Below are 26,970 nucleotides of genomic sequence, written 5' to 3'. Positions count from 1 at the left end.
GCTATTCCTCCCCGATCTTGAGAGTCCACATGCGCCCGTCTGGCTGTGCCCCAATCCTGCGGAACAGCGCGTCCTGGCGAGAACCAACACCCCGCACGCCGGACCGCAGGGTCAGCCGGGAGACGCCTTTTTCCTTCAGGAGCCGGATCGATTCGCGATGCAGGGCAAGGCCGGTCCAACCGCGCCACTCTGGAAGGACAAAGAAGGGGGACTGGACCGCTTCCATTTCCAAGCGCGAAACAAGGCTGGGCGACAAGGTGAAGACCAGATAGCCGACCAGCTTCCCCCCGGCCCGCGCCGTGACGATCTGAAGCAAGCCGGTCTGCGCCATCCCCTCGATCAGGGGGATATTGAGGTCGATATCGTCGTCATCATCCCGCCGCACCTCTTCGTAATGACGTCGCCCCAGCGGCAGCCCGTCCGGCGCGAACGCGAACCAATCCTCTTCCTGGATCGTGACCGGCGACATCATCGCTGCGATATCGGCCGCGAAGGTGTTGACGCGGGGTAGAGCCACCTCGCAGGCCGCGATCCGGGCGGGCATGTCGATCTGGATGTTCTGATCGGCCAGCGCCTCCCACCATCCCCGATTCCAGGGCAATCCGAGGCAATGCTCGAACACTGAGCGGCAGGCATCCTCGTCGCGCAGATCCTCGAACGAAACCGTCAGGGTGCCGGGAAGCGCTGACACCGCGTCGAGGTGAACCGCCATCTGCTCCAGCAGACCGTCGGGATAGTGCAGGCCGACCGCCTCCATGCTGGTCCGCACGTCCTCAAGATCGCGGCGGCGGACGACGACGAAGCGGACCTCGGGGAACAGCTTGCGGATCACCGGTGCGGCAAATGCCATCGCGGTTTCCGACAGGCCGGTGTTGGGCGCGGACAACAGCTTGACCAGCCCCTCGATGTTCGACAGGCCGAGCAGCGAATCGTGGCAGCAGACCCACGGCCCATAAGACAGGAACACCGACAGCCATTTGGTCCGCGATCGCGGCAGGCCAAAGACGACGAACGGAGCGGTCAAGGCGCTCTCCTTTCAAAGCGGTGAAACGGCAATCCGTCCGGTCCCCACGGGGCCGCAGGATCGATCTCGAACCCAAGCCACCGCAGCCAGCGGATCGACAGCCGGTTGCGGGCGTCGACGTGATTGGTCAGCAGTCGGTAAGGGGCCTGCATCTGGTCGACCATTCCCCGGCAGCGCCGCAGGAATGGCACCTGATGGCGCTCCAGATCGTCGGAGGCCAGCAGCCAGGGCGAGCCGATCCGGCTCACCAGCGACAGCGGGACGACGCCCCAGAGGCAGACCAGCACACCGTCGGCCAGACCGGCCCATGCGTCGCCACAGGACAACCGCACGGACGTCTCCAGAGCCTGGATCGGCGTGACGCGGTGCGAGGCCCAGACCTCGGCCCGATCGGCAGCGCGCAGCCGGTCGGCCAGATCGGCCGCATCTTCCAGTGTGGCGGGCCGGATCGTGACGTCAGCCACCGATTTCGATATCCGGCATGATCGCCAGCACGGTCAGCGGCACCGGGGCGTCCTGACGGATCAGCACCCGACCGTTGCTGTTCCAGGCCGGTTGCAGGATCAATTCTTTGTCGCCGCTGTAGAGGCCGACCGGAGCCGAATAGGCAGTGATGTCGATCTTGGTGGCGGTCAGCTTGTCCGCCGGGCCTGCCTTGAATTCGCGCGACTGCCACAGGCGCAGCGTGACACGGGCAACCGTCTTCCGCCGGGCCTGCACTGTCCCGGTCTGGGTCATGCCGACATCGATGTCGAGCGTCTCCAGGTCGCACTGGTAGGGCAGGCCGACATGCACTTTCGAGTAGGGGCGGGGCAGGGTGACTTTTCCGCCGCTCACCACCTGGGGCGTCAGGGCGTCTCCGTCGGCCAGGATCGCGACCGTCTTTCCTTCAAGGTGATCGAGGCCCGATACCGTCGTCACTGGAGCGCCGGAATAGGTCAGGCCGCTATCGACGCAAAAGGCGTCCTCGATCGACTGCCAAGACCGCTCGTGCAGCCGCTCGACATAGCGCCGCGTCTGGCCGCCGATAGTCCGGCGCACCACCGCATACAGGATGTCCTCGGACCCTTCAGACACGACGCACACCGATTCAAACGCGCCGTCGGTGTCGTGGCGGTGCCAGCCCCAGACCTCATGCTCGCGCATATAGGTCAGGCCGAGGAGAACGCCGTCATCGCGGACCGCCCAGACGATACTGTGCGGCACCTGGGCATAGGCCCAATCGACGATCTGATGCCCCTCGAACAGGTGATTCGACAGCACGGAGAGATCGGAGCCGGTGAAGCCGTCCACCTCGAGCCGATAGGCCAGATCGCGAACGATGCTGCCCTTGTCCTGCACATAGAGGATCGTGTTACCGATCACGATCGGTCGCACCCGAGACGCACCGCAATATGATTGCGGCTTAACCTTGATTGACGACGGGGTGATCGGGTTGCCGCTTCCCCCGCCGGACACTCGCCATTCCGCGTCACTGGTCAGGGCGATCATATCGCCCAGCGGGATCAGGTGCCGCACCTCGTTGACCTGTCCGCCCTCGATCGTGAACGTCACCGCTTCGTCGTCGCGGGCCGGGCGGGAGACGTTGAGATTGGTGAAACTGCTGACCACGCTGCCCCAGACGGTCCGGGGGGCGGTGTCCGACGACGCCCAGTACAGGCGCTGTTCATAGAACTCGACGGTCGAGGGATAGGTGCCAGCGCCGGTAAATGGGTTGCGGCTGCCGGGAGGGGTCAGCGACACATCGGCGGTGACGTTCTTGTCGTTGAACGATGTGCTTTCGGTGACCCCGAGGAAGCCATAAATGCCGTTGTCGTTCTTGTAGACCTTGTACTGCGTGCAGCCGGTCACCGCAGTCCAGGAAATCGTGACCTTCCCGCCTGCTGGCCACCCGCTCGACGTCCAGCCATTGCAAGCCGCCACCGCCGACGGCAGACTTTCCTCGCCAGTTTCATCGTTGATCGCGGTGACCTTGTACGAGAGCGGCTCCGATCCGCTGCCGGACGGTGTCGCGGTCACGCTGGCCGGGGCTGATGTCGCGGGCGCAAAGGTGATCGTCGAGAGCGTCCACGCGGCATGGCCGGTCCTCGCCAGCTTGCGAGGCGCATAATTGTGGTGGGCCAGGAACATCGTGTCGGCACGACCGGAAAAGGATAGGCGCGGTAGATCGGCCTCGGTATAAGGCGTGGCGATCTCGAACGGCAGGCCGCCCGACATCACGGTTCCGCTGTCCTTGTGCACGCGCATGTAGCCGTCGCCGAACTGAAGCGGGTATTGCTGGCTGAGATTGAATCGGAACGGGATCAACCGAACTTTTTTGCTGCTGTCCTTGACCTCAGCGACGAACTGGAACCCGGGCCGGGTCGAAGCGCCGCCATGCGCGTGCAGAATGAAGTTCCGGCACGTCCGCAGACCGACCCCGTACTTGCTAAGATCGGTGCGGGCATAGAGGGAGGGAGCCAGCTCACCCCCGGTGAAACTGGGCTGATAGGCGCGGACAGGCATGGTCAGGGCCTCCAGGGATACCGGGTGTCGCCGCCGCCAATGCCGCGTGCAACGATCCAGTCTGCATCGGCGGGGGTGTCGGCCTGCCCTTCGTTGCCGTCGGCGCGCTGGGCCTGAGCGATGGCGTTGAGATACATCGTTTGCGCCATCTGCATGATGTTGCGGTCCCGCGTGATCGGCATGCAGATCGAGGCTGCCAAACGCCAGGAAAGCGCCTCGACAAACATCGGGTCGAACAGAGCGGCCTCGGTCACGCGGGCGGTATAGACCAGGGTGGCGGATGCCTGATCCGTCAGCAGAATGCGGGCTGTGCCGCCGCTATTGCTCTCGACAGAGAACGGGATGCGGGTGGTCCCGGTGGTGTTGACGATCTCGCGGGCCAGCAGGCAGTCGGTCGGCAAGGCATAGAGATACGACCACGGGGCTGGGACCGTTTCGGACAGGGCAGCCAGCACCGCCCGCTTTGTCGCGAAATTCCACGGGAAATCGCGCAGCACCGCATCGCGGGCGGTGTCGTAATGCAGATTGCAGGCGTTGGCTTCGGCCGACCCTTCAGTCAAGGCGGCGATGGCCCCCGCGCCCAGATGTGACAATGCCAAGTTGCAGATTTTCACGGGCGAGGAGGCCATCAGATCAGCCCTTCTTCTTGGTCTGGTCGGCGGCGGCCTTGTCGCTCTCGGTAGTCGCACTCGGATTCCATCCGATCGGGATTTGCCAGGAGGGCGCAAAATCCTCGGGTTGATCCAGATCGAAGGGCTGGTCCTTGGGGCGATGGACGCCGCTATAGAGGCCGTCGTCCTTGGGGCGCACGGTGTAAGCCATTGCGTTACCTCGGCAGATAGGAGGGGAGGATATCGAGCTTTCCAGCCGCCGCCGCGTCGGTGGTGGTGATCACCGCCTTCAGATCGGTCTTGACGTTGCTCGGCAAGGCGAAGCGGGCCAGTTCCACGCCCTTGGCGATGGACCCGGACCCGGAGGCGGCCGTCAGGCTGTAGATCGTCGCCAGATCGGCGAAGGCAGCCGCGCCGTCGCGGTGCTGGAGCTTGACGGTGAGTGCCTTGGTGTCGGCGATGGTGATCGCGGTATTGGCCCGCACGATCACCTCCAGCGCGCCCAGGATTCCGGAAACCTGGATCGGCCCCTCGTTGCCGTCGGCGCTGGTATTCTGGGGGAGAGTCTGAGCGTTGGCCAAAGACTCCCCGTAGACCTGCCCGATATGGGGCAGGCCATCGGCCTTCTTATACATGCTGGATTTCTCCCTTACGCCAGGGTGACGTTCGACTCGGTGGCGCGATAGAGGTTGTAGGAGGTGACGAACGGCACGCCGCCCCACGATTCCAAGGTGCGGTCGATGTTCCGGTCCGCCGGGCGCATCTGAACGCGGCCATCCTTGAACGATCGGCACAGGGCGTTGACCACGTCGCGGTGGGCCAGCAGCATTGTCCGGCCGGAATCGGTGGCGCGGACATCGGACAGCAAATCGTCGATCTGTGCGGCTGACGGCAGCTTGTTGTTGGCGATGTCGATATTGACGATCGCGCCGACATTGCGGTCTCCGGTGATCATGAATCCGAGATCGGTCTTCATCCGGACGCCGTATCCCAACTGTCCGGCCACGTTGATCTTGTAGAGAGAGCCGCCGTTGATCGCCTCGGTGTCGAACAGCACGCCATTGCCGAAGCCGTTGGGATTGTGTAGGCCGGTGCAGACGCCTTCCTCGAACCGCACCGCGATAATCGAATAATTGGCATTGGCCGACCCACCCGCCGAATAGGCGTTGCGGGGCGTGGTGGTAGCAAAACGATCCAGCACGTACTGACGCAGGTTGTTGACGACGATAGTGCGCTCGGTGGACTGGCCGGTGGCTTTCAGGACCGGGGCGGTTCGGTCAGCGAACCACTTTTCCTTGCCACCATACTGTCGGGCCTTGTCCTCGGTCACCTCGATCAGACCACCCATCTTGGCAAGGTCGAACTTGATCAGGGCGGTGGTGCTGGTGACGGATGGCAACGGCGCGTCCATAGCGACAAAGCCCATCGCATCGGCGCTGACCAGCTTTTCGGCGGCGTGCCACAGATCGTGCGTGGCGGCCTGAAACGGGATCAGGTCAAGGATCGGAGCTTCCTCGGTCAGATGGTCGATCTGCTTCGGCTGCTTCTTGGATTTATCGAGCGCAATCGCCCGCAGGGTATCGAGTGGCATGTGGCTGTTTCCTTAGCTTTTGAACACGTCTCGGTAGAACTGCTCGGTCGATATGGCCTCGCCAGCCCCGGCGCGAGCCGACGCGCCGACCGGTCCCGGCTCAACGACGGTCAGGCCCGCACGATAAAAGGCCCGCACCATCTCCGGGTGGTTGCCCAGGCCGGTCTGTTCGAGCAGGGTCCGCAGTTCCGGGGTGCCGAATTGCGCCAGCCCCCTGTCGGCGATCGCGAGGCTCTTCGCGAGATTAGTCCCGCCGTATTCCTTATCGGTCTTGGCGACATTGATCCATTCGGCGGCCATTGCCTCGCGGGCGGCGTTTTCGGTCTTGATCTGCTCGGCGCGGAAGGTGACCAGCTGCTGAGCCGCTTCCTTTGAAAGGCCGATCTTGGCTGCCAGAGCCTTGAAGGCGTCGGCCTGGGCTTGAGCTACCGGCAGACCGGCGGTATCGAAATCGCCATAGCTCTCGGGGGTGATCGCCGGGACTTCGGTGCCGCCTTCGGTCTTGCCGTCTTTCGCCGGATCGCCCTCGGTCGGGGGCGGCGTCGGATCAGCCGGTTTGTCGCCACCGGACGCCGGAGCAGCAGCGGCAGGCGCGAGATCGGCAGGGGTGGCGGGAACAGCCGGTGCAGCCGCAGCGGACGGGGTGGCAGGCTGGCCGCCCGAACCGCCATCCTCGGCGGCGCGGAGCGGGCGGGGAAATCGAGCAAACATGCGCGTCTCCTTAGATCACGTAATCGGTGGGGGAGGGGGCAGGGTGCCGACGTTCGGCCAGCAGGAACCCGAACAGCGGCCAAAGCTGATTGAAGGCGTTGTCGAACGCGATCTTCTCGCTGATCTCATGGCGATAATTGGTCGGATCGACACAGGCGCTCTCGCCCCGCACCGAATAGCCATTATCCAGGGTGATTGAGCAGATCGTAACCGTAGTTCCGGGCAGCACCAGGAAATCGGTCTTGGCAATTCGGCTCTCAATGTGTTCCTTCGTCACCTTCTCGCCCGGCGTGGCAGCAATGGCGGCGTCGAGACCTTCAGCGTTCAGCATCTTTCCTCCAGAATCAGAAAGGCCGCCCAATTGGACGGCCCTGGTTGACGATCAAACGGCGCTGTTCTGCGCTACCTCTCCCTGCTGGCATGCATCGCCAGCAATGCCCCGGCGGCCAGCGGATCGGCCTGCATCAGTTCGTGCACCAACCACAGACCAACCCAGCGGATGCCCTGCTGATGAGCCGCAACTCCGGCATCGGTGGGGACGGACCCCGCCCAAAGCGGCCCGGTCTGATCGAACAGCCGAAGCAGCACCCGGTTGCCCTCGGGCAATTCCATCAGCGTCCGCAGGTCGGCCAGATCGCGGGACCGGACTGCCTCGGCGGTTTCCAGGCCCTCGGCCACGGCGGCGGGATCACCGGCATTGAAGGGGGTGCTCATCCCACCGCCGCCCCCAGCATGGCGGTCAGCGCGTTCTGCCCGCCGGTGTCGGTCTCGCTCAGAACCTTAGCCGCCTGCGCCCCGGTCTGAGCGGTAGCGGCGGCATTCTGCATCGCCTGCATCTGCTGCATCTTCGCCTGCATCGCGGCGCGGCCCTTACGGATGTCGGTGACCTTGTCGTCCGACACCACCATCTTGACCGGAGCGCCGATGGCTTCGCGGTATTCGTCGACCGTCTGGTCGAAATCAACCTTGTCCAGCACCTCGGGCTTCACTGCGGCGAGGCTTCCAACAAATGACATCAGGCGCTCAATGCTTCCGACCGCGACCGACTTTTGCGCCTCAGCCAGGATCGAGATGTACTCGACTCGCGGCATGCTGGTCAGGGCATCAGGTGGTTTAGGAAGTAGGCCGCGCCCCTCCAGCGCCCAGAACGGGGCCGACTTCCTGACCATGATCCCGAACACGCGGTCGATCAGCGGGTCGAGCAGTTCGTGGTGCAGGCGCTCCAGCACAGGCCCCAACATCAGCAGCTTTTCCTGCCGACGCGCATCGATCTCGGTGGCGGTGACGTTCGAGCGCTCGATGTCGGTCACGATCATCCAGACGTCGGCATAGAACGCCTGCTGAATGCGCCTCCGGACAAAGTCCATCGCGTTCTGCATCTCGACCGTGCGCGGCTGCACCTCGTACATCGACCGGATGCCGCCGTTGTCGCCCTGGCCGGTGTTGTCGACGAAGTTCACTCCGCCGGGCAGGGCATTGATCGGAGCGCCGCGCAGGGTGGTCGGGGCAGTCAGCGGCGGGTTGACCATCTTGTCGATGGCCTGAGCCAGCCGCTTCTCCATCACTTGAAGCTGCATCACATCGCCCAGGGCATCCATCGCCGGGGCGCGGCCATAGATGTCGGACCCGGCCAGATGCCAGCGCGGGCACATCGCCGGAAATTCGTCGTAACCGCCCTCGCGGAGGAAGGCATCAACCCGTCCGCCCTTCTCAAACCAGACCTCGACGAACGGCTTTCCTCCCGCCTTCCGGCTCGGCTCGATGGCATGAACGACCTCGACCCATTCGTCGACACGGCCCTTCCGGTACTGNTCGCGGACAGACTGGCTTACCACGCTTTCGCCGAACTCCTCGACCAACTGGCCGACAGTCATGCTGTATTCGCGGTAGAGGGTGTCGACCTGACCGGCGCTGTTCTGCGCCACCCAATACTCGCCCGCCGTCAGGGTCTGGCAGGTGATGATCGGTCCTTCCGGGGCCATGTTCTCGTAGACCAGCATCGCTGCCGTGCCGAACGCGGCCAATTCCTCATAGACCGAGTAGAGCGCGTTGTAGAGGCTCGATCGGTTGAACACCTCGCGCATCAACCGCTCGACATCGGACAGCCACGTCTTAACCTCGGCGTCCTCGGCCAGCGCCGGATCAGGAGCGCCAAGGCGGAACCAAGGCCGGGCCGGAGACGTAACGCCGGACATCAGACCTGACGCCAGGGTGCGATGCGCGATGGTGCCGGTGTTGTCGATGATGTCGCCGTTGCGCCGGTCGCCCTTATTGCGATCGGTGGTCAGGAAGCGGCCCCGACGCGGCAACAGGTGGGTGGAAATATCCTGCCAGTGGCTGACAAACGATGACCGCTCTGCCTTCAGTGCGTCGAGGCGGCGCAGATAGCGGGCGCGGCGGTCGGTGTCGGCCATATATCAGTTCCCCAACAGGGTTTTCTTGAGCGTATCAGGCTGACCGAGCAGACCCTGGCCACCGGTCAGCAGCGTCCCGCCCATCGTCGACCCGGCGGCGGCGAGTTGTTTGCGCGTGGTGTCGCTGGCCTGCTGCACCTGAGTTGAGGCCAGCTTGACCGGCTCCTTCGGCGGCTCCGGCGTCGGAATCGATGGCGCTGCCCCCCCACCTCTGCACATGGTCAAATCTCCTTCAGCTTTGTGCGAAAGTCGTTCGCGGGTCGTATTCGGATCGGGCGAAGATCGGTTCGCCGCGCCCCACCTTCATAGTGCGCCGGTTGGCATAGACCACCGCGTCACCCCGGTCGGGGCTGCGGCCGATCCGTTTAATCAGGTCATCCTTGCCTTCGATCAGGATGCCGCCGCTGGTCAGCGTCCAGCGCGGCGCGGCGAGATCGGCCAGCAACTCGCGATCAGGCGGCAGGGCAATGCCATCGCCGTGGACAGGGTCGAGGGCCTCGCGCATCACCCACCACAACTCGGCCCTGAGATTATAAAATCCCAGACGCCCCGACTTGTCGCGGGCATGGGATTTCGCGGCACCATTCAGGCCGACCACCTGGACCCCGGCGCCCGTCAGATGGTCGTATACCGAAGAGCCGACCCCGATCACGTCAAGCTGGATCGGCGCGCCATCCTTAGCCGCCCCTACCGCCAGACCGGCAACCAGCGGCCCGTTCGGAGTCGCAGATCCTGGATAAGCCTGCAACTCGGCGAACCACGCCCCGTGGCGCGGAGAAAGGATCGTCTTGTCCTGTCCGCCCCGGGCGATGTCGAGGCCGAGCGCATCCATCGGCTTGCCCTGGCCGCCATCCGGACGCCACCGCGCTTGAGCCGCCTTGATCCAGTCGGTCGGGACCACCTGGAAGGCGTTGTCCTGCTGCATGGCGGCGAAATCGCCATGGCGGAAGGCGCTTCTCAGGGGTTCGGGCAGCATGTCCAGCGTGGCCTCGTAATCGCTTCCAGCCAGGAAGGCGTTGTCCTCGACCCGGGCGGGAACGAAGGTCCGGCTTTTCGGTCGCAGAACCTTGCCCTCGTGCTCGACCGGCCCCGGTCCCGGAACCTCGACGTCGCGCCTGTCGATCGAGACGAACCACCGCAGTTCTCCCGGCTTGGCCGGGTTCGGGTGGTTCCGATCCAGCCAGGGGCCGAAATAGTCGATGATCCAAAAACCCTCGGTGTCCGTCGGCGGGTTGAACGCCAGGATCACCCGGCAGCGCTGGCCCGGAACCGTGGTGCGGTTCCAGGTCATCAGCATCCGAACCTGGAGTTCCAGGAAGTTCGCCGCCTCATCGAAGCCGACCAGATCGAACGGGCGTCCCTGGAATTTCTTCCAGTCGCCCGGCCTGGGCACCGCTCCAAATCGCACCGTCCGCGCTACCGACCTGATCTTCCGACCGCCGGGGGCCGCCGCCAATCGACCCCGCAGCGTCCATGTCCGGCGCTGGCGGGTGAACCGTCCGGCATCGCCGACAATCTCGCCCGACCGATCTTCCAGCCCCTCAAGCTGCGGCCCTTCCCGGCGGTAGATCACCGCCCTGCGGTGCATTGTGAGTGCCGCGCCCAGCAACAGGTCCGTCTTGCCGCCACCGGCAGCACCGCCATACCCCAGAACGTCAGCCGGGCTTAACAGGGCCTCGATCTGCGGCAGGCTGGCCGGTGTCCACAGCGGATGTGCCAGGAGGGTCGCCATCTCCCGGCGCTGCTCCGGCGTCGAGGATCGCAACCAATCGCGCAGTCCGCTCATCCTCGGTTACTGCCTCCACGTCGTCGTCATCGCCTGCCACCTGATCGCCCGGCAGAGCCACGCCATCGGCGGCGGCCTGGGCGATCATCACCCGGGTACGAGCCAGCGCCCCGGCTGTCCGGGCGTTGCGGTTGAAAGCGGCGTCGAGCGATCCGCCGCTGGTCTTGCCCTCATCATCGCCATCATCGGGGCTGGCCTCCGGAACCGGCGCGGCTTGGTGCGCCCGGAAGGCCCGTAACTCGGCTGTGCCCTGAAGGATCGCCAGCCGCTCGGCCTGGGGCAGGGCGAGGAACTCCCGATCATCCTCGGTCAGGAGCCGCGACCAGACCCCGTGTCGCACTGCCCGTTGGTTCCCTTCCATTGCGGCTGTGTCTTTCGGACCAGTGCTTTTTCCGCCATGCATCCGACACCTCCCGTTTCGCATGGCGGGTTGACGGCACGGTTCGCCGCTGCGGGTCTTTGCGCCGCAGAGTGGATGATCTGGAGGGACTGGCACATCACCGGGCCGGAAAAAGAAAACGCCCGGCAGGTTTCCCTCCGGGCGCTCGTATGGCACTCCGAAAAGTCAAACATTCAGTCGGGGATTTGTCAAGGGATATGGATTGCTACATCGCCAAAGGTTCTGTTTGGACTGATGAGACGCCCATTCAACAGATCAATATCAAGGGTACAGAAATCGTCGGGCTGTATTTCCACACGGTCGCCATCGGGGCGGCACGCTGTGATGATGTAACGTCCAGACATAAGTTCGCGCCTGACATTGTCAGGGAGATAGGTTCCGATCAGAAAAATAGCCCGAAACCGCATCATTTCTGCACGACGGGTTAGGCCTCCCCCCATCCTATGCCTCGCGTCTTCGTCACTCATTGAATATGGGAGGCGAAGAATCGATAGCAATTCCGCCCGAACGTACTTCCGGTTTTTTGACAATTCCTCGGCTGTGATATTGCGCCAACACAAATAGGCTGCACAGCGAAGCGGGGACATCTTCTGGGAAAAATCCCAAAGGCTGAACGCAGTCATTTCCACGGCTCCGAATCAGCCCCGATCCCGTCCACTCTCCACCGGGTCAGCGATCGCTCATCCAGCACCAAGGCCAGGACTTCCAGCGCCAGATACCAGCGCCGATACTCGGCCCGGCACATCGCGACGTAGGCCGGGCTCGGATGCAGTTCGACCGGGCACGCACGCACCTCGACGGTCTGCGGCCGCTTGTGTCGGTGTTGCACCTCGTCATGGCGGATCACCACGCCCTGGTCATGCCGGTAGACCCCGCTCGGGACGAAATACGGCTCAGACCCCCAGGTCGGCGACGTACCGCGCCGGGCGTGCTCGACCACCAGCCACCGGCTCGGCCCGTCGTCCAGCATCTCGACCGCGCCGACCACCGCGATTGCGTCGGGGTGGACATCGGGGGATTGCTGCCAGCCGGTCGAGCGGATGATGCACCCGAGCTGGCCGTTCATCGCGATCGTCGCCGCGTTCGATCCGCCCCTGCTGAACGCCCCGCCGTTGTCGCCATCAGCCCCGGCTTCCAGGCCGTGCAGTCCTCGGCCGATCATCGCGTCCGCGCACTGTCGCCGGTATGCCCAGTCGAGCAGGCCGACCAGCGTGGTCGATTCGCGGGCCAGCACATGGGGTTTGTTTTGCAGGATCGTCATGCGGTCCCTCCGATGCTCTCAGCTACAATCGACGCAGCGCTCTCTCCCGCAGCCAGACGAGACCGGACCCGCGCCAGCGCGTCCTGATCCTCAGGACTGAGGTTTGAGCGCCACCGTGCAATCCTTGCTTGTCTCGCGTCCTCATCAGCCCGCCCCTTGGCATCAAGGCGCGCTCGCAGTTGGGCCTGCTGGAGCCGGTGACGCCAATCGCTGAGACGGGTCATCTCCTCGCCGATCCAGCGCACCACATCCGCGATCTTGGGCGGATCGGGCCAGCGGTGGGTGCGGGCGACCTGATCGAATGCGGCGGCCAACACGTCAGCCGGGTAGGGCGACAGCAGCCGCCGCCACTCGGCCAAGGTGGTCGGGTGAGGTTGGGGCACTCCAGCGTCCCACATCCGTTGCATCAGACCGGCGAGGACATGCGGCTCGACCGGAGCAAGGCGGGCCTCAACGTGGGCAAGCGCTGCCGGAAGCAGTTCGGCGATACCGTCAGGGAGCGCCTCCGAAATCCCCTCCCACGAGGTCAGGGAACGCCTCAAGCGTGCGGCGTCGACTTTCGTCAGGGTCATAGCCTGGGCGGCGCGAGGGACGATGGCTGTGTTGGTCGGTGCCATGGGGGATTACCTCCGGTTCAGGCAACGGCCTCAGCCGCGCCGCTTTTGCGTCGGAAATTGCTTTGTCGAAAAAGTTCAGCGATGAGGGCAGCCAAGCCGGGTTCGATCTGGACCGTCTGGCGCTTTCCAGCACCCGGCGAATGGTCGGCAGGATGTCGTGATCCAGATCGGCCCCGATCTCGATCCAGGTCAAAACCCTCCCGCCGTCGATCCGGCAGTTGGGATCGTCCCAAGCCCCGATCGCTTCGAGGGCTTCCCGAGACGGATCGCGCGTCGTGCGCGCTAACAACACGTCAGACTCTTCTGTCCTGTCCTGTCCAACGCGCGCGTGTATCGGCGTTTCCGCTGGAATTCCGGCGGAAGGTTCTTGTTTAAACAGATCGTTTCCGCTGGAATTGTCGGTGCTTTCCGCTGGAATTCCAGCGGAACTCCCCTTCCTTTTTCGCTCCCGATCCTTCGCCCGACGCTCGTTAAATCCCCTCTTTTCCTCCCATGCCTCGGCCACTTTCCGGCAGAGATAGGTGTGATAGAGGCGGCCATCTGAGCAAAGGATGAAGCCGTGGAGGGCTGTGGACCTGATCTTTTTCCAGGTCTTGATATCCCGCCCCAGCCCGGACAGATGGCACAGGGTGGCGTCGTCGTCCGGGAGCGACCCGGCGGGGATTTGATGCCACGCCCGCAGCCACAGAGTGACTGCCGCTCTCCACGCGGTATCATCCGGGGTGGCGTTGAAATCGCTGTTCAGGAGGGCGGCGGCATCCATCGGCATCCAGCGGTAATCCCGTAGATCGCAATCGGCTGGCACCGGCGGTTCAGGCAGGTCTGTCACTTCTTCCCCCTTCGCTTTTTCGGTGCCGCATAGATCTGTGCTGGCATTTCGATTTCCCTGGTGACGACAGCCCCCTTGAAGCGCCCGTCGAGCCATTCCGCAGCCCGGTCCCGGCATGCCTGGGCAACTCGCAGCCGCTCGTCATCGGTCTCGCCCTCATGGCAATCGCGGGTCTCGTGATATTCGGTGAGGCCGATTGAGATGGAGGCTTCGTGCGCGAGGTCGTGTCACTTCCACCCCCCGGCCCGGTATCCCGGACGCTTTGCCGCCTGGATCGGATCAAGCGCCGTCGGTTCTTGCGCTTCGGGCGTGTTTGCTTTCGGCGCTGGCGGCAGTTTCCGATCCAGCGGTGCCTGCGATGCCTCGGCGTACCGAAGCATCGAGGCCGGGATGCGCGGCTTGGACGGGGGCTTCATGGTGCCCTCGCGATTTCCCGCACCGTAACGACGGTGACGGGATTCACCCCGTACCGCTTATCAGCCGTCAGCCGCACAATCTGCTTATCGTCCGAATAGACGATGTTGTTGAGGCCATCCCAGATCAGCTTTGCAATGTTGTCGAGATCGGGCTTTGTCGTCGGCCTTTCCTCCCCAGACAAAGCCGCCGCCTGCCGTTTTTTCGGCCAAGACTTCGGGATCGGAAGGACGGCGCTCAAAACCATTTCCACCGGACCCGAAAACGGATCGCGCGAACCCATCGCATCCATAGCCAGAGACGCCACGACACCCTCGCGGGTCTTGGTCGGCTTCGGAGTGAACGCGATAGCTTGGCCTGATCTTGTTTTCCCAATGCGCGGCCGACCTTTCCCCATCGCCGCCCCAGGGATCGTGATCGTAACGGAGTCCATCCCCGTTACTCCGCCGCCAGATCGGACCGGTCAAATACCGGACCATCGTCCGGCTCGACACCAGCGCCATCGAAATCAAGCTCCGGCTGATTGCTGGATGGAGCATCCGGCTCGGGCTGGCTCCCCTCGAAGCAATCGCCCGCGTCAGCCACGACGATCAGGACATCAAGGCCCTGGGCGTCGAACAGAGCGTGGCGGTGTTCGCTGTCCTTGCGCATGGTCAAGGTGGCCTCGATCGCCTTGTCCTTGTTGGCGACGGTCTTGACCTCGGCCAGAATGACCTGACGGCCGCCCGCGGCGATCAGGCGGACAATGCCGCGCACCAGAGCACCGCTCCGAATCGTCAGGTTGTCGATCAGGCATTGCTGTTCGACCCGGCTCATCTGCTGCCAGGGCTTAGGCGTGTTCTTGAGGATGTCGAGCATATGCCCGGTGACATCCGCAGCCAGGGTGTTCATGTCGCCCAGGATCACCCGGACGTCTTCGGCATCCAGGCCAGCGTCGAGTAATCCGGCGTCGGCGGCAGTCAAGATCGCCTCAGTCGCACCGGCGCCTTCGATTCGATCGGCAAGATCAGTGAGGTTGTCGTTCATGGCGCTATCCTTTTGGTTCGATTTCATGGCGGCCCGTGCTTCGCGGCGGGACCGTCGGATTTGAAGCTGCTCGGAGCGCGGCAGCTTCCAGAGCGGGACGGGTTTCATGGCAGCTTCAGATCAGTGCGAGTTGATTCGGCCCCGCCAACCGCTCGACCACGCGGGCGGCGGTATCAACGGAGCGGCGAAGGTCGGCAACATCGCTGGCGGTGATCGTGTCGAGAGGCAGGCCCATTTCGCGCGCCAGCAAATCCGCGAAAGGCGGGCATGATTTGGCGATCCGCCGTGCCTCGGTCAGGCGGGGCAGGGCCTCCATGGCGATCCAGCCCTGGAGTGTCCGGGGATCGACGTCGATCTTCTTGGCAAGGCCGCGAATTCCTCCGACCGTTTCGCGAGCCATACCGGCCAAGCACTGGGATATAGCGACCGCGAACTGCAAATCATCGGCTGTGAACACCGTGGTTTTGCGCGCCCTCCCTTTGCATTGTTCACCCTGGAACAGCACCGATGTCCCAGAGAGGAGGCGAGAAATCGAAGAGGATTGGTTGAGCGCACTACGCATCGGACGTCTCCACCGTCTCGGTCTGCGACAGCATGACCGCCACATGGCGGTTCAGCGCGTCGCCGGCATAGGTTGGGGCGAGGGCCATGCTCACCGGCCCCTCGTGCGTCCACAGTGCAGTTCGGCATCCGCCGCGCCGATCCCAGACGATCAGCGCGTAACCGGCGATGTCGTCCTCATGCAGATCACAGCAGGCGTTAACCTGGGTGTTCAGGTCAGACCGGCAGGAGGCGGCATAGGCCGATCTGGGATCGACGGTGCGGAGGGTCATGCTGCACCCCCGCAAAGACTGGCCGGACTGGGTGTCGAGTCCAGTCCGGCCTTCCCTACGATGGCTTTGTCACAACCCATCGTGGAGATATTCGGATGTCCGAAACTGACAAGCTTGTCGCCGCCCAACTTGCTGCGGGCCTTCTCGCGAGAAGGCAAAAGACAGCCACTGAAAGGTATGATGTTTTGGCGGACACCGCTGAAGCCGTTGGTCTCTACAAGACCATACTTGCTTCCCTTGAGAAGAATCCGCCGAATAAATTGTAGCATCGCTTTAGACCTCGGCTTTGTCCTGGGAGACACCACCCTCGGTGCCTTCCGGGACTTTTCCGGTCAGCAGGTATTCGACCTGGGCGTTGACGATCCTGGCGGCATGGTCGAGCGGTTCGTTGAGGTGGAGCCCAAACAGAGTGATCCTCATCTGCCGCCGGGTTTCCTCGTCCGTCACCGCCTCCTTGCCCAGGGTAAAATCGACCATCTTGCGGGCGATCTCGATCGCCTCATCAAGGTCCCTCACCCCGACCGAAAATGCCTTGTACAGGCTGCGCTCGCGGAGATTCGCCAGAGGGGAGTCGGGGAGGGTGGTTTCGGTGGTCATGCTGCTTGCTCCGTCAAAGAAATGAGTTCCGCCCCGGGAAAGACTCCCGGGGCGGCTCTCGCTATGCTGGTGGGGTTCAGGAACACCAGCAGGAGAATGAAGATGGCGAAGAAGAGATTGACGGGGATGCCGATGGGTGCAGTCGATCTGGATCGTGACGAAGTCCAGTTCACCCTGCGCCTTGGAGCCAACGGCGAGATTGATCTTGTGGCCAAAGCTGGCGTGGTCGAGCAGGTCATTTCCGGCCTCGCGCGGATGTGCGCTGAACTAAGGGCGCGGTCACTCTCTGGCGGAAAAGCCCGCGTGGTTCCGGCAGAAGGCCTTTCATCGGCTCACATTCAGCGCGACCGCCTTCAAGATGTTGTGCTGGTCCAGTTCGTGACGGATCGCGGAGTTCCACACACTTTTGCGATTCCTCTCGATGACGCAGCAGATATTGCGGCTCGGTTGAAAACCGAAAGTGAACGAGATGTTCCCGCCGGGAGCGCGTAGCCATCACGCGGCCTCCGATGAGGTGGTGGGGGTGGGGGATTCTTCTGGCGGATACCAGTCCGGGGGGATGACTGCTTCCAGTTTTCGCAAGGTATCGGCGGTTGGAGACCAGTCGGTGCGGTCCATGTCTCGCAGGGCGTTGCGGTGAAGACCGGCCAGAGACGCAAGCCTTGCTTTCGACATCCCTGGCGAATGGGCGAACGCGCGGCAGCGAGCGATTGAGGCTTCTATGATCATGAGGATAACGATACCACAGAATTCTGTGCATTCAAGGGGCATCACAGATTTCTGTGCTCATTCTTCGGCGCAAGGATCGGGCACACTCCAGAACATGTCAAAGCGGCCACCAAAAATTGAACCAAACGCCTCAGATTTGGCGAAGAAAATTCACGCCTTCATGCTGTCCGAGGGGCTAACCATGCGCGGGTGGGGGACGAGGGCAGGAGTCTCCCCGAACCTGCTATCTGAACTCTTTTCGGGCAGGACACGAAGTATCACCCATATCCGCCTTATAAAACTCGCCAGAGCAGTAGATAAAACACCGGCAGATATAGTAGGCGGAGATGTCTTATTGTCTGGTCTTGAGGATGATACGGTCCCAGTCAGCAGCGTCTTCAAGGCGGTGGCGAGCTGGGCCGCATCATACGGTATCAGCGACCCTGCCGGAGCGGCATCAGCTGTTGTTGGGGCTCTTCTTGATCAGAGCGAAGGAAAAGATAATAGTCTCGAACAAGAGCATCCCTCTCAGCCCCTCTGACATCTGGCATTCTTAGGCACATCTCTAGTAGGCGCCTGCGTTTTTCAGGCAATGGGCCACCAAGCTCTTCGGCCCACCGGGTGTATCTCTTGTTTTCCTGACTTTCCACCCAACCCATCGCTACCTCCCTGTTCGCCCCAGATGAGAACATAAGACGAACATGCGGTCAAGCCGAGAGCTCGCCATACGTGATGCCCGAGGGCTGCGGTTTTCGCGTTCGGGGAGGTGTTCCAGGTAACGCACGGTATCGTTTCGATCCGTACCCCTGCGAGGCTTGCCCTTAATGTGCAATAGATGCACAATGGCTACATCATCACGGAGCCGAAATGCCCACGCTTCTTGTTTTCAACGGGTTCAAGCTCCGGCTCTATTTCGGCGATCATGGCGTCCCGCACGTTCACCTGATCTCGGCTGATTGCGCGGCGGTGATCGCGATTGAAACCGGCGAGGTCATCACCGGGGACGCTCCGGCTGCCGCCCTGGAAACCGCCCACGCCTATGTCGCCGCGAACCGCGATGCGCTGCTGACCCTCTGGAGGAAGTGATGGCGAATAAATCCCCCCGCCTCATTACGGCAAGCATGGGCGATCATGGCATTGTCGACTTGGGATGGGACGATGGCACGGTGTGCGCCCTGGACCTGTCCGCCGATCTTCCGTCAGGCGCACATAATCCGCGCATTGAGGATTGGGGGCATAGCCTGGAATTCGACGGATGCGAGGTCGATTTCAGCAGCCCAGACCTTTACAAGCGGGCGGCATGGCAGGATGGCCGCGCGCCCAGGCCGGAAGCGTTCCGGGAATGGCGAAAGACATTCGGGTTGACCCAAGACCAGCTTGCCGACCTGTTCGACCTCTCGCGCCGAACCATCGGCTATTACGAGGACGGAACTCTACTGGTCCCTCGCATTGTCACCCTGGCGATGCGGGGCTATGAGGCAGGGGCCGGAGAAAGGGCGGCTTAGGTATAAAAACCCCCGCCGGAGCGTTGTGATAGACCCCTTGCCACTTGCCCTGGTCTGATTGATCACCATGTCGAGGGATGGCATACTGCGCGGTGCAACAGAGGAATTTCGCCATGGACAAACCGCTTGATCGTGAGATCGCCGCCTTCGAGCGAGCGAGGGCCGATCTGGAAAGCCATCACATGGGAAAGTTCGTCATTTTTCACGACGAAAACTTCGTTGGCGCATGGGATACGCTCGATGCCGCAGCTTCCGAGGCGGTGCGGCGCTTTGGACGAGGCCCATACTTAATCCGCCGCGTCGGCGCTCCGCCAGTCACCTTGCCCGCGTCGGTCTACATGCGGCCATTCAGCCATGCCACTGCTTGAATGCGGGTTCCCCGGAGGGGGTGACTATAGCGCCTCCGACTCCCTTACGAATATCGGCCCAACTTTGTTCGTCGATATCGGCTTCGATACCGGGGTTAACTATGCGGCGCTATCGCACGGTGCTCAACTCCTCTCTCAAGCGACCGGCGTTCCCGCTCTTTTGGATACCGGCGCTGCTGAAAGTTGCATTGACGATTCTCTGGCGCGATCGATCAATCTCCCCATTATCGACCGCGTGATGGTGAGCGGTGTGGGTGGGGCGACGGAAGTGAACGTCTATCTCGCCCATATCGTCGTTCCCGCGATTGGCTATATCCAGTGGGGCCGCTTTGCCGGAGCGCTGCTCACAAACGGCGGGCAGGTTCACCGCGCCTTGATCGGCCGCACCCTTCTTCGGGATGTTCTGGTGGTCTATGACGGGCGCGAAGGCAAGGTGAAGCTCGCTTATTGAGTCGCCCCCCACGCGGGGGCGTGGGTCGAAACGCGCGGAAAGACTTATCTCAATAAAAACCCCGCTCCGGCGGGGTTGTGGTAGGCGACGGACAGATCGGCGAATGGTCAGATGTCGATCCGGGGCACATCCCCCAGGCGCATCACGAATATTGGCTCGTCATAATCGCCAGCCTCGGTGTCGGCGGTCTGGCGGACGACATCGACACCAGCAACCCGACCTCCATCCATCATTCTCTGGGCGCGTCGAACAGCTTGATCTTCGGTTTTATAAGACACTGGGGGCTGTGGTTTCAGCGCGCCTCTCTTTGCGGCGGCGTAAGGTTGGCAGATAAATAGAGTTTCCAGGGCCATAGCGGACCTCCATGCATTTTTCCGAAGTATGTTCCAATTTTGTTCCGCATTCAATCCACCATGTGTTCTTATTGCGAAAGGTAGGTAAGAGGATAGAATCGGTGCACGTCATATCTGGAGATTATGAATGCGCGCCGCCCTGCTTGCCGTTGCCCTACTTGCCCCTTTACCCACACTTGCCGGACAGACCGTCAGCCTTGAGGCGCTATGCTTCACGCCTGGGGGAGACTGTACGGGGGTGATCGTCGATCAGATCGGCGCAGCCCAGCGCCAAGTGCTGGTGCAGGCGTACAACTTCACGGACGCAGCCATCGTCAAGGCGTTGATCGATGCCAAGCGGCGAGGTGTGGATGTGCAGGTGGTGATCGACCGGGTCAATGTCTGCGCTGAGGACAAGCCGGTTTGCCGGGCATCGGGTGCGGTTGCAGCCGGGCTAATCGCCCGAGCCGGAATTCCGTTGTCGGTGGACCGTAAGGAGAAGATCGCTCACAACAAGGTGATGGTGATCGACGGGCACCGCGTCATCACCGGCAGCTTCAACTTCTCGCAGTCGGCCCAGAAAGCGAACGCCGAGAACCTTCTGGTGATCGAGGACGAGGCGACCGCCCGGCGCTATGCCGAGAACTGGCGGCTGCACCAGGGGCACAGCCAGGAATATCAAGATCGCTAAGGATGCATCCAGTCGGCAGACTGGAACATCCGCCACAATCCATCCATGCACCGCTTAACCAGTGGGTCTTTTGCGGCGTCCTGCCCACACACCATCCAAAGCGCCGCGACCATGGGGGGGGAGGTGATATCCGTCACCTTCAGCCCGTCCGCGTAGAGCGGGGAATAGGTGGGCAGAACACCTATTCCAGCCCCGCGTAATGTCAGATGACCAACCGAGCATGACCATGCCGTTGATATTGGAGGTCTATCACCCTCCTCTAGCAAATGGTGCCAGTTATCCCAGCCACCCCCTCGAAAGTGCGTGTATGCATCAAGAGTAACAAGCTTATGCCGAGACAAATCCTCAAACCTGCACGGAAGCTTATCAAGCCTCATGTAGTCATCCGAAAGGAACGGAACAAAATATACATCAGAGAGTTTTCTTACGCGGTCATTCGGACGCCCTGGGGGTAGTTTTTCACCAGACTGCCATATAATATCAATATCAGATTTTATAGATGGATCAAATCCGACTATCTTTATAGGGGGGAGTTCAATCCCATGCAGCATTGCGGCTTTCCCAAGCGGCCCTAATGCCTGCCCCGCCATCACAGGCGTCATCAGATATGACGCCACACCTTCCGACATCCTGACGGTAACCATTCGGTTTGGGCGCGTTCGCATGCTGCGCAGCGCTTTTTCGAGGTCCAAGATATCGTCTTCGATCCGCAGCGCCCGAGAAATGATCTCCTCCCCTTGAGGGGTTAGGGCAGCCCCACCAGGGAGACGCCGGAATAGTCGCGCCCCGGCCATTGCTTCCAGAGTCGCGATACGACGACTGACTGTCGCCTTGCTGACGCCAAGGGTCACCGCCGCGCCGGTGAACGAGTTCGCGCGGGCAACCTCGATCATCACCCTGATGTCGTCCCAATCCACCACCTCCTCCCGCGCCCTGTTTCACCCGTGAAACGATGGTTTCTTATGATTTCTTCTACTAAATAAAAATATTTGTGATCATAAGCCCGCCATTGTTCATTTTAGAAAAATGGCTTTTCTTAATAGTTGAGGCTGCCATGACTGAAGTTATAGAAAAGCTTAAAGGGAAACCCTCTCCCGAAGATATTAGCGTTGAAATCGCAACATCTCACGATCAGATGCAGATGATCGTTGCTGTGCGTGCGCTTGTCTTTCTTGGGCAGCCGGGGTGGACGTATGAACACACCTTCGACGAGAACGACCATTGCGCGACTCACATCCTTGCGAAGGTTGGAGGGGAGCCTGCTGGAACGGTTCGGATACGATGGTTTTGCGAATTCGCTCGGATCGAACGCATTGCGATCCGCGATGAATTTCGCTCGCTTGCGCTGCTCAACAAGATCGCAACGACGGCTCTACGGCTTTGCCGCAGGAAGGGATACGACAAGGTTGGCGGGCTGGCTTATCCGGGCCTGATCCGCTTCTGGTCCCGGCATGGTGCAGAGCCGGTCGGGGAGCAGGTCGATAGCATTTACGGCCCTGTCATACCGATCTTGGGGGAGCCTCGCCATTGGGATGACATAGTCCCAATGACCTTATCCGAAGCTGGCGATCCGAACTTTGAACGCACCGCCCTCGCCTGGGAAGGGGCTGGAGTATGAGTAAGAACCCAAACGACCTCAAAAAGATCCGTATAAATTATTTTTCTGAAAGCTTGGCCTGCTTACAGCGTGAAGCGTGCCGTCTTGGCTACCATGAAGCGGCGCATCTTCTTGCTGTCGCCAGGGAGACAGTCGAGTTCCCCAGGGAGGGGGGGGCTGCTCTAATTAGGCCAGATCCCAAGCCGTAAAAACGGACTGAAGAAGGATCAGCGGCGGATCGCGATTAATCGCATCCGCCGCGGTCCAACAGGTATAGAAGGCAAGAAACGAGGTCAATAGCCCCTCATTTAGCCCACCGCGCCACCCCAAGGGCTTGGCATGACGTGATCCCCGTCAGGCCATTACGCCCCATCGACAGTCGAATGCGCTGTTCATTTAGCTCGATTTTCCGTCCTCGCCGGTCAGCCTCATCCCAGGCGATTGATGTCAACTGAGATTTACATGCGGTAGCAACAGCATCGCTTTCCGGGACCATTTGGTATCTTGAGTAGTAGATGGAAATGGAGAACCCTTCTGGGCTTTCCTCAATCTCATACTCAGTATCTTTATCATATGTATGTAGTGGGGTATTGCTGTAGCTAACTGGCGTTGCGCAGCCAACAAGAAAGCAAAATATTGCAGCGATCGGAACCATAAAGAAACGCATCGGCTTATCACCTTGAATTGATATTTAGCAGCGAATGAACAAAATTCAGGGTGTCAGGCTGCGGTGGTCGTGAGACCTCCTACATATCATTCTTTTTGCCATGGGCTTCCGAACCGAGACTCGCCTACTCCTCGACGGAAGATGGGTAATTGCTCACGGGGTTGGGGGTTAGGCCTTATCCCACATCTCCGATATCACACGGCAAACGCTTTCAATGTCGTTCATCCGTCGGGTGTTCGCGTTCGGGGCCACGAATAACTCGCCATGCTGAACGTCAATTGACATGCAGAGCTTATTGACTGGGAGTCTTTCTCCGCTGAGGTTCTTCTCAACATGTAGTTTTGTCAGAGTGGCAACGACGCACCCCATGTCCCTTCTCTTGTCGCGGGCTGCGTCCGTATCGGCGTCATCTTGGGTCATTCTTAGAACGGCAGCTCCAATCTGCTTGACCCCTCGCGATGAACCGTAAACAACAAGGTCGGCCCTGATCGATATCTCTACTCCACATATATAAAGTTTATCCTGGTTGCTAGGAGGTAAGTGAAATTCATATTGAGATAGGCTGTTTCCCATTCTTTGAATGGCACGAATCACTTCTATAGAACTTTTGGCATCGTCTTTTCGAAATGGAGATTCGCTCGGATCGTCAGATCTTTGCTGAAGCATATCCTCTGCGGCAGTCAGTGGATTCAATTTGCGCTGTTGATCTGATAAAAATGCACATATCGGCGCTCGAGCGTCTCGATATCGGATTATCACTGGCGTTTGGGGGTCTCTCGCCTTTCTAATAATTCCAAGCCTAGCGGTATCCGAGGAGACCATATATTGAGCAAGTTGGTTTGCCGAAATTCTTGGGGACTGTCGGGGAGAAACAACCATGGAAAATATCCTCGCGAGTTCTATAATAAATGCAGAAAGAAGCATTCATGTAGCCACCCTTGCGCGGCAAACGGTGATTGATTCTGGGGCCGAACACCTTGGGTTCGGAGGCTATTTTATTTTTGAGGTGATCGAAACCAACAAAGGGAATAATGGAATAATTGTTTTAGGGAAAATGTGCTCCTTTGAGGCCGCAATGCGTTTGGCTGATATCTGGTCCGAGCGCGATCTTTCGCGCCCCAACCCCTAATCCCTCTCCGGTTCCCATCTCAACCGCCGCACTTCCGCCGTCAGCTTCGGGGCCGCGCTCGCCAGGATCGCTACCTGTCGGGCGAACTCGTCCTGATCGCCGCTGCCGTCCCAGGCGGCAATCCGTTGCGCCACGTCGTCAACCATGTCGAGGTAGGTGGGATCGAGGGGGCGTCACCCATCACCGTAATCCGTCAATTGCCTCGGCGATCTCGGCGTCATTCCGCCCAAACCAACAATCTCCGCGCCCTTTGATCCGGTGCACCTCGCCCCCGGTTCGCGTGTCGATGATCGAGATTTCATAGCGCAAGGCATTGGCCCCGATCAGGCAAGGGTTCCAGGTGTGTTGCTCCACCAGGAAGGTGTATCGCGGGCTGCGCTCGTTCCCGATCTTGACGTCAATGTCGGGCGCGATTTTTCCGGTGACCTTCTGATCTCCCGTCGAGACGATGAGCGTCCAGCCATTGCGGGCGAGCGCCGCTTTCATCTCCCCGATGACACCAAAGGAACCGGGCGGGACGAGCGCGATCTTATCCGACCGATCAATAGCACTGAGGGGATGAACCTCGTGGAACGCGCATCCGGCGAGGATCAGGGCGCTGGTGACGGAGAGGAGGCGGCTCATGAAATCCTTTTAATCGCAGGAAGCGGAATGTTTATCCAGCGGACGCAATTTGTTCGGCGAGATAATCCCTATCGGATTCAGCTTCTTCTGGGGTCATTTTTCCTTCTTTTACAAATTCATTAACTAAATAAGTCCACAGGGAGTGAACATTGTTTCCATCAACGGATAGAACGCCCCTGTAAATGTGAAGCGCCCCTGATGATAGGATGTCATGTGATCCGTTGCGCAGCATTATTCTTACGAGATCGGTTGGACTAAACCCATCCTCTGTAATTGATTTTTTTACATTATCTGGTAATTCAGAAATTGTAGAAATAACCCGTTTCTCAACAATGGAGAAAGCACTGGAGAGAAATATGTCCTTTGAAATTCTCTCTTTCTCAATCGAGAGGGCCAGTAATGAAGCTCTAACCTCTTTTGTAGGGAATGCGCGGCTCCATATACCCATTACCATCCCCGTGATCCCCGATTATTCGATCCGTATCCGCCCTGGCTGTTCCCGCTCTGTAAGGGGCTGCTGCCATAGCCTGACCCGGACGAGCCGTAACCGGGAGTGAGCGTCCCAGACGGCGACGGATCGCCCATGGGGTGGGAGTATCCGCCCAGCGGTGCGTCGTTCCCCCGACTGCGATAGGTGTCGTAATTCTCGGCCGAGTGCCGGGCGCGGGAATCGCTCGTGGTTTCGAGCGGGTTGTAAAGCTGCGCCGAGGCTGATCCGCTGGATACCGCCAGAATTACAGCCGCAATCAACACCCTCACCATCGCTACCTCTTTCGGTCAGGTTTCGCGCCAATGCACAACGCATGGTCGCACAGAGGCGGTTTTGCATGAAGAACAGAATTCTGTGCATTCTCTGTTGCCATATGCACAGAATTCTGTGAACATAACCCCATCAACACCCCGATGGGAGGGAAAGATGGCCGATCCGAACACCACTGCACCCGATCTGGCTACCGAGAACGCCCGCATCCGCGCGCTGTACCTGGAGGCAGAGTCTGACCTCACTGATTCTCGACGTGAGGGCGACCGCCTCCGTGACCTGAACGCCAAGCTGGCCGCCGCTATCTCCCGGTACGACCAGTACCGCGCAGCCATCGCAGCTTCCCGAGACGAGGAGGGCTGAACCATGCTGACCAGCACCTACAACTTCACCTTCCCCCACAAGGTTATCGAGGCCGGTCTGATCCTGGCCGAAGAAGTCGATATCGAGGGGGTCGCGACTTTCACCTATTCGCCCGGCAGCGCGGACAGCTTCAACACCGCTGCGGGCTGCTGGTATCCCGGCGATGAAGCCGAGATCGAGATTACCGAGATCGAGGTCTACGGGCACCGCGATACCCAGCAGGCGACCAAAGGTGAATACCGCCGCCTGCCGACCTCGTCGCCGCTCTGGCAGTTGATCGCCGATTGGCTGATGGCGCGCCAGGACGAACTGATCGACGACGCCACCACCCCCGTTGCCGCGCCCGAACCCGAGTCGTTCGAACGCGACGACTGGCCCGACGCCGTAGCAGCGGAGTAGGGGCCATGAACCCAATCCCCCTCGACACCACCGTCATCGTCTCCGTGCCGGGGGAGTATTCCGGCCCGGCCGTCGTGCGCAACGTCACCAGACGCATCAGCGGGTCGATCATCGCTTATCGGGTCGAGACGTCGGACGGCGACAGTATCGTCGTCTGGCCCGAGGAGATCGTCACCAGCCCGAGCGTCGTCTCTCTGCGGCACCCGGTCAGCAGCTTCCAGCCCGAGGATTTGCCGCCATGCGCCTAGCCGACCGCCTGCTGATCATCGAGGCCGGGGTGCTTGTGGTGCTGTTCGCCCTGCTGCTGGAGACAATGCCATGAACGCGCCGATCTGCCCGTCTTGCGGGGAACCCGCTGCCGAGGTTCAGACTTCCTACGGAATTAAGCACCGCTGCTGCGGACTTTGGTCCTGGCATGGCAAGCCGCTGGTGTCGGCCGAAATCCACAGGGCGCGGCAGCATTGCCATGAGGTCGTTGACCGGCTGTGGAGGGACGCGCCGGGCGCCTACGACATCAAGGAAAAACCCGGCACCGACGAATACGCCGCCGCCGTCCGCCGCATCCAGAAATCGGCCCGCAACCGGACGTACCGCTGGATCGCCGATCAACTCGGCCTGCCTGAGCCCGAATGCCACATGGCCGCTCAGACCGACCTCGCGAAGCTGCGCCTGATTTGGCGTGCCGCTCGGGACGCAACCCCAGCAATCGTCCGGGATTGGGCAAAGCAGCAGGAGCCCCGCCAATGATCCCCGCCTT

44 protein-coding genes and 1 pseudogene are annotated in these 26,970 nt (G+C 61.1%); 15 read left to right on the top strand and 30 right to left on the bottom strand.

Translation table 11 applies throughout. From position 1 onward, the window contains the following. Position 1: 1 nt before the first annotated feature. From PHAMO_RS02750 to PHAMO_RS20355, 15 genes and pseudogenes are all read right to left on the bottom strand, one after another. Positions 2-1,024, bottom strand: coding sequence for a GNAT family N-acetyltransferase (locus PHAMO_RS02750; protein ID WP_002726183.1), 1,023 nt, complete (start codon positions 1,022-1,024; stop codon positions 2-4). Continuing rightward, entirely contained in the window at positions 1,021-1,488 is a 468-nt protein-coding gene (locus tag PHAMO_RS02745; protein ID WP_002726181.1) for a hypothetical protein, read from the bottom strand. Before PHAMO_RS02745 ends, PHAMO_RS02750 begins: the two co-directional genes overlap by 4 nt. Further along, positions 1,481-3,529, bottom strand: coding sequence for a hypothetical protein (locus PHAMO_RS02740; RefSeq protein WP_002726180.1), 2,049 nt, complete (start codon positions 3,527-3,529; stop codon positions 1,481-1,483). The genes PHAMO_RS02745 and PHAMO_RS02740 overlap by 8 nt, the downstream gene beginning before the upstream one ends. Positions 3,530-3,531: 2 nt before the next feature. Beyond that, positions 3,532-4,158 carry a hypothetical protein gene (locus tag PHAMO_RS02735; protein WP_002726179.1) on the bottom strand — a complete coding sequence of 209 codons (627 nt, stop codon included), beginning with the start codon at positions 4,156-4,158 and terminating at the stop codon, positions 3,532-3,534. A gap of 4 nt (positions 4,159-4,162) precedes the next feature. Continuing rightward, entirely contained in the window at positions 4,163-4,351 is a 189-nt protein-coding gene (locus PHAMO_RS02730) for a hypothetical protein (protein ID WP_002726178.1), read from the bottom strand. Positions 4,352-4,355: 4 nt separating this feature from the next. Then, positions 4,356-4,775 carry a hypothetical protein gene (locus PHAMO_RS02725; RefSeq protein ID WP_002726177.1) on the bottom strand — a complete coding sequence of 140 codons (420 nt, stop codon included), beginning with the start codon at positions 4,773-4,775 and terminating at the stop codon, positions 4,356-4,358. A gap of 14 nt (positions 4,776-4,789) precedes the next feature. Beyond that, the gene (locus PHAMO_RS02720; protein ID WP_002726176.1) at positions 4,790-5,731 is read right to left on the bottom strand and encodes a major capsid protein; all 942 of its coding nucleotides are present in this window, start codon (positions 5,729-5,731) and stop codon (positions 4,790-4,792) included. A 12-nt stretch (positions 5,732-5,743) separates the two neighbouring features. Continuing rightward, a complete protein-coding gene (locus PHAMO_RS18280; RefSeq protein WP_002726175.1) occupies positions 5,744-6,442 on the bottom strand; it encodes a hypothetical protein in 699 nt (232 codons plus the stop codon). Between the two features lie 10 nt (positions 6,443-6,452). After that, positions 6,453-6,773 (bottom strand): Gp49 family protein, encoded by a 321-nt coding sequence (locus PHAMO_RS02710; RefSeq protein ID WP_002726173.1) that lies wholly within the window; start codon positions 6,771-6,773, stop codon positions 6,453-6,455. Positions 6,774-6,844: 71 nt separating this feature from the next. Beyond that, entirely contained in the window at positions 6,845-7,156 is a 312-nt protein-coding gene (locus PHAMO_RS02705) for a hypothetical protein (RefSeq protein WP_002726170.1), read from the bottom strand. After that, entirely contained in the window at positions 7,153-8,856 is a 1,704-nt protein-coding gene (locus PHAMO_RS02700) for a portal protein (protein ID WP_002726169.1), read from the bottom strand. The genes PHAMO_RS02705 and PHAMO_RS02700 overlap by 4 nt, the downstream gene beginning before the upstream one ends. A gap of 3 nt (positions 8,857-8,859) precedes the next feature. Then, positions 8,860-9,075: a hypothetical protein gene (locus tag PHAMO_RS02695; RefSeq protein WP_002726168.1), complete on the bottom strand. Its 216-nt coding sequence runs from the start codon at positions 9,073-9,075 to the stop codon at positions 8,860-8,862. A 13-nt stretch (positions 9,076-9,088) separates the two neighbouring features. Next, entirely contained in the window at positions 9,089-10,588 is a 1,500-nt protein-coding gene (locus PHAMO_RS02690; RefSeq protein WP_155801511.1) for a terminase, read from the bottom strand. Then, entirely contained in the window at positions 10,512-10,982 is a 471-nt protein-coding gene (locus tag PHAMO_RS19255; RefSeq protein ID WP_155801510.1) for a hypothetical protein, read from the bottom strand. The genes PHAMO_RS02690 and PHAMO_RS19255 overlap by 77 nt, the downstream gene beginning before the upstream one ends. 42 nt (positions 10,983-11,024) lie before the next feature. Beyond that, positions 11,025-11,138: pseudogene (locus tag PHAMO_RS20355) on the bottom strand (HGGxSTG domain-containing protein); the annotation flags it as partial. Positions 11,139-11,239: 101 nt separating this feature from the next. On the opposite strand from PHAMO_RS20355, the gene PHAMO_RS19250 reads away from it, so the two are divergent. Beyond that, positions 11,240-11,470, top strand: a complete 231-nt coding sequence (locus PHAMO_RS19250) for a hypothetical protein (RefSeq protein ID WP_155801509.1) — start codon at positions 11,240-11,242, stop codon at positions 11,468-11,470. 191 nt (positions 11,471-11,661) lie between these two features. Here PHAMO_RS19250 and PHAMO_RS02680 read toward each other — a convergent pair whose 3' ends face one another. From PHAMO_RS02680 to PHAMO_RS02645, 8 genes are all read right to left on the bottom strand, one after another. Continuing rightward, positions 11,662-12,303, bottom strand: a complete 642-nt coding sequence (locus tag PHAMO_RS02680; RefSeq protein WP_002726159.1) for a hypothetical protein — start codon at positions 12,301-12,303, stop codon at positions 11,662-11,664. Beyond that, positions 12,300-12,845, bottom strand: coding sequence for a hypothetical protein (locus PHAMO_RS02675; RefSeq protein WP_040566087.1), 546 nt, complete (start codon positions 12,843-12,845; stop codon positions 12,300-12,302). Before PHAMO_RS02675 ends, PHAMO_RS02680 begins: the two co-directional genes overlap by 4 nt. Then, positions 12,796-13,749: a DUF1376 domain-containing protein gene (locus tag PHAMO_RS18275; protein WP_002726155.1), complete on the bottom strand. Its 954-nt coding sequence runs from the start codon at positions 13,747-13,749 to the stop codon at positions 12,796-12,798. Before PHAMO_RS18275 ends, PHAMO_RS02675 begins: the two co-directional genes overlap by 50 nt. 227 nt (positions 13,750-13,976) lie before the next feature. Then, positions 13,977-14,165, bottom strand: a complete 189-nt coding sequence (locus PHAMO_RS02665) for a hypothetical protein (RefSeq protein ID WP_040566086.1) — start codon at positions 14,163-14,165, stop codon at positions 13,977-13,979. Next, positions 14,162-14,560 carry a RusA family crossover junction endodeoxyribonuclease gene (locus PHAMO_RS02660; protein ID WP_235720774.1) on the bottom strand — a complete coding sequence of 133 codons (399 nt, stop codon included), beginning with the start codon at positions 14,558-14,560 and terminating at the stop codon, positions 14,162-14,164. Before PHAMO_RS02660 ends, PHAMO_RS02665 begins: the two co-directional genes overlap by 4 nt. A 41-nt stretch (positions 14,561-14,601) precedes the next feature. Then, positions 14,602-15,189, bottom strand: a complete 588-nt coding sequence (locus PHAMO_RS02655) for a hypothetical protein (protein WP_002726150.1) — start codon at positions 15,187-15,189, stop codon at positions 14,602-14,604. Positions 15,190-15,304: 115 nt separating this feature from the next. Further along, positions 15,305-15,751, bottom strand: coding sequence for a hypothetical protein (locus PHAMO_RS02650; protein ID WP_002726148.1), 447 nt, complete (start codon positions 15,749-15,751; stop codon positions 15,305-15,307). Further along, positions 15,744-16,022, bottom strand: a complete 279-nt coding sequence (locus PHAMO_RS02645; protein ID WP_002726146.1) for a hypothetical protein — start codon at positions 16,020-16,022, stop codon at positions 15,744-15,746. The genes PHAMO_RS02650 and PHAMO_RS02645 overlap by 8 nt, the downstream gene beginning before the upstream one ends. Before the next feature lie 95 nt (positions 16,023-16,117). Between PHAMO_RS02645 and PHAMO_RS19245 the strand changes: the two genes are divergently transcribed. Next, entirely contained in the window at positions 16,118-16,288 is a 171-nt protein-coding gene (locus PHAMO_RS19245; protein ID WP_155801508.1) for a hypothetical protein, read from the top strand. A 7-nt stretch (positions 16,289-16,295) separates the two neighbouring features. On the opposite strand, the gene PHAMO_RS02640 is transcribed toward PHAMO_RS19245, so the two are convergent. Then, complete coding sequence (locus PHAMO_RS02640) at positions 16,296-16,619, bottom strand: hypothetical protein (RefSeq protein WP_002726142.1); 324 nt, start codon at positions 16,617-16,619, stop codon at positions 16,296-16,298. 96 nt (positions 16,620-16,715) lie between these two features. Between PHAMO_RS02640 and PHAMO_RS02635 the strand changes: the two genes are divergently transcribed. From PHAMO_RS02635 to PHAMO_RS02615, 6 genes are all read left to right on the top strand, one after another. Continuing rightward, a complete protein-coding gene (locus tag PHAMO_RS02635) occupies positions 16,716-17,111 on the top strand; it encodes a hypothetical protein (RefSeq protein ID WP_040566084.1) in 396 nt (131 codons plus the stop codon). Positions 17,112-17,340: 229 nt separating this feature from the next. Then, complete coding sequence (locus tag PHAMO_RS19240; RefSeq protein WP_155801507.1) at positions 17,341-17,868, top strand: helix-turn-helix domain-containing protein; 528 nt, start codon at positions 17,341-17,343, stop codon at positions 17,866-17,868. Positions 17,869-18,194: 326 nt separating this feature from the next. After that, positions 18,195-18,413: a DUF4160 domain-containing protein gene (locus PHAMO_RS02630; RefSeq protein WP_002726133.1), complete on the top strand. Its 219-nt coding sequence runs from the start codon at positions 18,195-18,197 to the stop codon at positions 18,411-18,413. Then, positions 18,413-18,832, top strand: coding sequence for a helix-turn-helix domain-containing protein (locus tag PHAMO_RS02625; protein ID WP_002726132.1), 420 nt, complete (start codon positions 18,413-18,415; stop codon positions 18,830-18,832). The genes PHAMO_RS02630 and PHAMO_RS02625 overlap by 1 nt, the downstream gene beginning before the upstream one ends. Before the next feature lie 113 nt (positions 18,833-18,945). Further along, complete coding sequence (locus tag PHAMO_RS02620; RefSeq protein ID WP_002726131.1) at positions 18,946-19,200, top strand: hypothetical protein; 255 nt, start codon at positions 18,946-18,948, stop codon at positions 19,198-19,200. 64 nt (positions 19,201-19,264) lie between these two features. Next, on the top strand, positions 19,265-19,651 hold the full coding sequence (locus PHAMO_RS02615; protein ID WP_040566083.1) for an aspartyl protease family protein: 387 nt from the start codon (positions 19,265-19,267) through the stop codon (positions 19,649-19,651). Between the two features lie 107 nt (positions 19,652-19,758). On the opposite strand, the gene PHAMO_RS02610 is transcribed toward PHAMO_RS02615, so the two are convergent. After that, positions 19,759-20,004: a hypothetical protein gene (locus PHAMO_RS02610; protein ID WP_002726129.1), complete on the bottom strand. Its 246-nt coding sequence runs from the start codon at positions 20,002-20,004 to the stop codon at positions 19,759-19,761. Positions 20,005-20,131: 127 nt separating this feature from the next. On the opposite strand from PHAMO_RS02610, the gene PHAMO_RS02605 reads away from it, so the two are divergent. Next, complete coding sequence (locus PHAMO_RS02605) at positions 20,132-20,674, top strand: phospholipase D family nuclease (RefSeq protein ID WP_002726127.1); 543 nt, start codon at positions 20,132-20,134, stop codon at positions 20,672-20,674. On the opposite strand, the gene PHAMO_RS18270 is transcribed toward PHAMO_RS02605, so the two are convergent. After that, entirely contained in the window at positions 20,671-21,591 is a 921-nt protein-coding gene (locus tag PHAMO_RS18270; RefSeq protein WP_002726126.1) for a LysR family transcriptional regulator, read from the bottom strand. The genes PHAMO_RS02605 and PHAMO_RS18270 overlap by 4 nt on opposite strands. A gap of 137 nt (positions 21,592-21,728) precedes the next feature. Between PHAMO_RS18270 and PHAMO_RS02595 the strand changes: the two genes are divergently transcribed. Further along, positions 21,729-22,292 carry a GNAT family N-acetyltransferase gene (locus tag PHAMO_RS02595; RefSeq protein WP_002726125.1) on the top strand — a complete coding sequence of 188 codons (564 nt, stop codon included), beginning with the start codon at positions 21,729-21,731 and terminating at the stop codon, positions 22,290-22,292. A gap of 283 nt (positions 22,293-22,575) precedes the next feature. On the opposite strand, the gene PHAMO_RS18835 is transcribed toward PHAMO_RS02595, so the two are convergent. Continuing rightward, complete coding sequence (locus PHAMO_RS18835; RefSeq protein WP_002726122.1) at positions 22,576-22,938, bottom strand: hypothetical protein; 363 nt, start codon at positions 22,936-22,938, stop codon at positions 22,576-22,578. Positions 22,939-23,815: 877 nt separating this feature from the next. Here PHAMO_RS18835 and PHAMO_RS02585 point away from each other — a divergent pair. Continuing rightward, positions 23,816-24,067: a hypothetical protein gene (locus PHAMO_RS02585; protein WP_002726120.1), complete on the top strand. Its 252-nt coding sequence runs from the start codon at positions 23,816-23,818 to the stop codon at positions 24,065-24,067. Here the strand turns inward: PHAMO_RS02585 and PHAMO_RS19235 are convergent. The 3 genes from PHAMO_RS19235 to PHAMO_RS19230 are packed head-to-tail and all read right to left on the bottom strand — an operon-like array spanning position 24,064 to position 25,145. Beyond that, positions 24,064-24,213 (bottom strand): hypothetical protein, encoded by a 150-nt coding sequence (locus PHAMO_RS19235; protein ID WP_155801505.1) that lies wholly within the window; start codon positions 24,211-24,213, stop codon positions 24,064-24,066. The genes PHAMO_RS02585 and PHAMO_RS19235 overlap by 4 nt on opposite strands. A gap of 34 nt (positions 24,214-24,247) precedes the next feature. Next, complete coding sequence (locus tag PHAMO_RS02580; RefSeq protein ID WP_002726119.1) at positions 24,248-24,691, bottom strand: hypothetical protein; 444 nt, start codon at positions 24,689-24,691, stop codon at positions 24,248-24,250. A 31-nt stretch (positions 24,692-24,722) separates the two neighbouring features. Then, a complete protein-coding gene (locus PHAMO_RS19230) occupies positions 24,723-25,145 on the bottom strand; it encodes a hypothetical protein (RefSeq protein WP_002726117.1) in 423 nt (140 codons plus the stop codon). A gap of 462 nt (positions 25,146-25,607) precedes the next feature. On the opposite strand from PHAMO_RS19230, the gene PHAMO_RS02575 reads away from it, so the two are divergent. From PHAMO_RS02575 to PHAMO_RS02560, 4 genes are all read left to right on the top strand, one after another. Continuing rightward, on the top strand, positions 25,608-25,814 hold the full coding sequence (locus tag PHAMO_RS02575) for a hypothetical protein (protein ID WP_002726114.1): 207 nt from the start codon (positions 25,608-25,610) through the stop codon (positions 25,812-25,814). 3 nt (positions 25,815-25,817) lie between these two features. After that, the gene (locus PHAMO_RS02570; protein WP_002726113.1) at positions 25,818-26,213 is read left to right on the top strand and encodes a hypothetical protein; all 396 of its coding nucleotides are present in this window, start codon (positions 25,818-25,820) and stop codon (positions 26,211-26,213) included. A gap of 5 nt (positions 26,214-26,218) precedes the next feature. After that, on the top strand, positions 26,219-26,461 hold the full coding sequence (locus tag PHAMO_RS02565; RefSeq protein ID WP_002726112.1) for a hypothetical protein: 243 nt from the start codon (positions 26,219-26,221) through the stop codon (positions 26,459-26,461). Positions 26,462-26,531: 70 nt separating this feature from the next. Beyond that, positions 26,532-26,960 (top strand): hypothetical protein, encoded by a 429-nt coding sequence (locus PHAMO_RS02560; RefSeq protein ID WP_002726110.1) that lies wholly within the window; start codon positions 26,532-26,534, stop codon positions 26,958-26,960. The last annotated feature ends 10 nt before the right edge of the window (positions 26,961-26,970 follow it).

It is taken from the genome of Magnetospirillum molischianum DSM 120, from assembly GCF_000294655.1.
Lineage (GTDB): Bacteria > Pseudomonadota > Alphaproteobacteria > Rhodospirillales > Magnetospirillaceae > Phaeospirillum > Phaeospirillum molischianum.
Note: the sequence above shows the minus strand (reverse complement) of the source record. Positions and strands in the feature narration are given on the sequence as shown.